This is a genomic window from Micromonospora sp. NPDC047753 (assembly GCF_040642735.1).
Classification (GTDB): domain Bacteria; phylum Actinomycetota; class Actinomycetes; order Mycobacteriales; family Micromonosporaceae; genus Micromonospora.
The window spans coordinates 1-3,796 of the sequence record NZ_JBEYSL010000583.1 but is presented as its reverse complement, the minus strand read 5'-3'; the positions used below and the strand labels follow the sequence as shown (position 1 = coordinate 3,796).

5 protein-coding genes are annotated in these 3,796 nt (G+C 72.8%); 3 read left to right on the top strand and 2 right to left on the bottom strand.

Annotated elements, in window-relative coordinates; genetic code table 11:
* Positions 1 to 52 precede the first annotated feature (52 nt).
* From ABZ749_RS31320 to ABZ749_RS31310, 3 genes are read left to right on the top strand one after another with little or no spacing between them, the layout of a single operon-like run.
* On the top strand, positions 53 to 589 hold the full coding sequence (locus ABZ749_RS31320; RefSeq protein WP_357197860.1) for a PadR family transcriptional regulator: 537 nt from the start codon (positions 53 to 55) through the stop codon (positions 587 to 589).
* Positions 586 to 1,287 (top strand): ABC transporter ATP-binding protein, encoded by a 702-nt coding sequence (locus ABZ749_RS31315; protein WP_355004789.1) that lies wholly within the window; start codon positions 586 to 588, stop codon positions 1,285 to 1,287. Before ABZ749_RS31320 ends, ABZ749_RS31315 begins: the two co-directional genes overlap by 4 nt.
* Positions 1,284 to 2,804: an FtsX-like permease family protein gene (locus ABZ749_RS31310; RefSeq protein ID WP_357234126.1), complete on the top strand. Its 1,521-nt coding sequence runs from the start codon at positions 1,284 to 1,286 to the stop codon at positions 2,802 to 2,804. The genes ABZ749_RS31315 and ABZ749_RS31310 overlap by 4 nt, the downstream gene beginning before the upstream one ends.
* Positions 2,805 to 2,846: 42 nt before the next feature.
* On the opposite strand, the gene ABZ749_RS31305 is transcribed toward ABZ749_RS31310, so the two are convergent.
* Both ABZ749_RS31305 and ABZ749_RS31300 read right to left on the bottom strand, forming a co-directional pair.
* Positions 2,847 to 3,032 carry a hypothetical protein gene (locus ABZ749_RS31305; RefSeq protein ID WP_357234123.1) on the bottom strand — a complete coding sequence of 62 codons (186 nt, stop codon included), beginning with the start codon at positions 3,030 to 3,032 and terminating at the stop codon, positions 2,847 to 2,849.
* 160 nt (positions 3,033 to 3,192) lie between these two features.
* Positions 3,193 to 3,796, bottom strand: a 604-nt coding sequence (locus ABZ749_RS31300) for a prolyl oligopeptidase family serine peptidase (protein ID WP_357234120.1), incomplete at its 5' end; no start/stop codon positions are given.

Here is a 3,796-nt window from a genome sequence, read left to right as displayed (position 1 = left end):
GGGGGTGGGTGGGTTGTTGACTTGGGTATTCGCTGGGTGAATAGTGGGCGGGGTGTCTACGCCGCATGTTCTGCTCGGGTTGCTCGCTGGGGGCAGCCGGCACGGGTATGAACTGAAGCGTGCGCACGACGAGCGGCTGCCGCGCGCTCGGCCGTTGGCCTTCGGGCAGGTCTACGCCACTCTCGGCCGCCTCGAACGGGACGGGCTGGTGGCTGCCGCCGGCCAGGATCGGGTGGCCGGGCCGGATCGCACGGCGTACGAGCTGACCGACCAGGGGCGGGACGCGCTGGACCAGTGGTTGTCCACTGTGGAAGCACCAATGCCTTACGTGGCCAGCACGCTCTTCGCCAAGGTCGTGGTCGCACTGCTGGTCGCCGATGTCGATCGGGCCCGGTCGTACCTGATCGCCCAGCGGGCCGCGCACACCGCACGGCTGCGTGAGTTGACCGCGGTCAAGGGCGAACCGGCCGCCACCCTCAGCGACGTGGTCGCGGCCGATTTCGCGATAGCCCACCTCGACGCGGATCTGCGGTGGCTGCACGCCACCCTGCTCCGGGTCGCCGACTGGCACCGGGAGGTGCATCCGTGACGCAACTCCAGGCTCGCGGCGTGGTTCGGGCGTACGGCCCGACGCCCGCACTGCGCGGCGTGACGCTCGACCTGGCCGAGGGCGAGATCGTCGCCGTCACCGGGCCGAGTGGCTGCGGCAAGTCGACACTGCTGCACTGCCTGGCCGGGATTCTCCGGCCGGACGCCGGCGAGGTCACCTGGCGTGGGCACCGCATCGACACCTGGTCGGAGGCGGCCCGGTCCCGGCTGCGGCGCACCGAGTTCGGGGTGCTGTTCCAGTTCGGTCAACTGGTGGCCGAGTTGACCGCCGCCGAGAACGTCGCACTTCCTCTGCTCCTCGCCGGCACGGGGCGGCGAGAGGCACGGACGGCGGCGCTCACCTGGCTGGAACGGTTCGGGGTGGCCGAGGTGGCCGACGTGCGGCCGGGTGAGATGTCCGGGGGTCAGCAGCAGCGCTGCGCCACGGCGCGGGCGCTGGTGACCGAGCCTCGGGTGCTCTTCGCCGACGAGCCGACCGGCGCACTGGACACGCTCACCGGCGAGCAGGTCCTCACCCAACTGGTCCGGCTCGCCCGCGAGCAGCGCACCGCCGTCGTGCTGGTCACCCACGAGCCGCGGATCGCCGCGTACGCGGATCGGGAGATCGTGCTGCGTGACGGCCTGGTGGACCACACCGGCCTGGGGCTCGACGTGCCGCTGGCCGGCGGCGCCCGGTGAGGCCGACGACGCTGCTCCGCCTCGCGCTCGCCGGCACCCGCACCGACACCGCCCGGGTGGTGCTCACCGCGCTCAGCGCCCTGCTGGCCACCCTGGCCGGGCTCGCGGCGCTCACCGTGTTGGCCATCGAGAAACCCGCCGGTGACGCCTGGGAGCAGTCCGAGCAGTACCACAACGCACTGCTGCGGGAGCCCGGGTTGCGCGGCGGTACGGCGTTCGCGCTGCTCATGCTGATGGTCCCGGTGCTGGCGCTGGCCGGTCAGTGCGCCCGGCTCGGCGCGCCGGCCCGGGACCGCCGGTTGGCCGCGCTGCGGTTGGCCGGTGCCACTCCGGGCCAGGTCACCAGACTGGTGGTGTTGGAGACCGGGGTGGCCGCGCTGCTCGGCACGCTCGTCGGGCTGGGTGTCCACCTGGTCGGCCGCGACCTGCTGCACCGCCCGGACGCGCAAGGTCGACTGGCCCTGCCCACCGACGTGCTGCCGTCGACCGGCGGGCTGGTCGGCGTGGTGCTCGGTCTGCCGGTCGTGGCGGCGCTGGCCACCGCCCTGATGCTGCGTACGGTCACCACCAGCCCGCTCGGGCTGAGTCGTAAGGCCGTCCGCGAGCGCGGGCCGGGCCCGTGGGCCGGGCTCCTGATCGGGTTCGGCGTGGTCTCGTTCGCGCTGATCCGCCCGATCGTCTACAGGGTCGCCGACGTGCAGATGGCGGACCGGCTGGTGCCACTGCTGTTCGTGGTGGGCGCGCTCGCGGCGATGATCGGTGTGGTGATCGGCACCGGCTGGCTGTCGTACCACTGCGGGCGGTTGTTACGTCGGCACGCCCGCAGGCCGGCTGCCCTGCTCGCGGCGGGCCGGCTGATGGCCGATCCGTGGGCGGGCAGCCGCACGTTCGCGGCGCTGCTCGCCGCCCTGATCTTCGGCGCGGGTGCGGCAGCCCAGCGCGCCTACTTCGCCACCAAGGACCAGATCGAGCGGGAGCAGAGCCGACTCGCCGGGGCGGACGGTGGCGCCAACCCCTTCTACCTGTCGACGATGGATCTCGTCGACGGCGCGATCGCCGTGGCCATCCTGATCGCGACGGGCGGGCTGATCGTCGCGCTGGTCGAGGGGATCGTCGCCCGACGCCGCGCCTACGCCGCGTTGGTCGCCACCGGGGTGCCCCGCGCCACGCTGGGCCGTTCGGTGGCCTGGCAGGCGTTGGTGCCGGCCGTGCCGGCGATCCTGCTCGCGCTCACCGTTGGCACGCTGCTCGGCCGAGGGCTCGTCGCGGACGTGTCGGAGGGAGGCGGGTCGACGTTGATCTGCGATGCCCCGGCCGCGCTCTGCGACGACCCTGCCACCCGGGACCAGTACTCCCGGATCGTGTACTACCCCGCGGTGCAGCGAGCCGTTCCCGTACCTCTGGAGCACCTGGCGTGGCTCGGCGCCGGCGCCCTGGCGGCGGTGCTGGTGACGGTCGGTGTCGGCCTGCTCTTCCTGCGCGCCAGCACCGCCTTGGACGAGCTGCGGACGACCTGATCCGAACCGCCCCCGCCGGCCGGCCTGACCCACACGGTCGGGTCAGGCGGCGAGCAGGCCGGAGGAGAGTGCGATCAAGGCGCCGACCACTGCCGAACAACAGCAGACCAGCAGCCCGGCGACCACCGCGAGGATCAGCCAGACCCGGCGGTCCCGCGCCACCGCCGCCACGCTCGGTCGGCGGACGTCCTCGGCCACTCCGCCGTCACTATCCGTAGCCCCGGTCACCCCGGAAGTCTAGGCCGCGACATCCGCCACGACCCGGAAAGGCCGGGCCGCGGCTGCGCGACCCGGCCATGATCGCGCCCGATCGTCGGAGTGGGTGGTCTCCCCGAGCCGCCGAGGGGACCACTCCCACCACCGAACGCGATCATGCCGACCCGTCGGGTCAGGCGTGGCCGATGCGGTCCAGGATCCAGGCGTTGATGAACGCCTCCTCGCGCCACGAGTCGTAGCGACCGCTCGGGCCGCCGTGCCCGGCACCCATCTCGGTCTTCAGCAGGTAGTCGCCGCCCGGGGCGACCGCCCGCAGCCGGGCGATCCACTTCGCCGGCTCCGAGTAGAGCACCCGGGTGTCGTTGAGGCTGGTCACCGCGAGGATCGCGGGATAGTCAACGGCGGCCACGTTCTCGTACGGGGTGTAGGACTTCATGTACGCGTACACCTCGGGGTCGTCGAGGGGGTTGCCCCACTCCTCCCACTCGGTGACGGTCAGCGGCAGCGACGGGTCGAGGATCGACGTGAGCGCGTCCACGAACGGCACCTGCGCCACGATCCCGGCGAACGCGTCCGGCGCGAGGTTGGCCACCGCGCCCATCAGCAGGCCACCAGCCGATGCGCCCCGGGCGACAAGCCGGTCGCTGGCCGTCCAGCCGGCCTTGACGAGGTGCTGTGCGCACGCCACGAAGTCGGTGAAGGTGTTCTTCTTGGCCAGCAGCTTGCCCTGGTCGTACCACCGTCGGCCCAGTTCACCGCCGCCCCGGGTGTGCGCC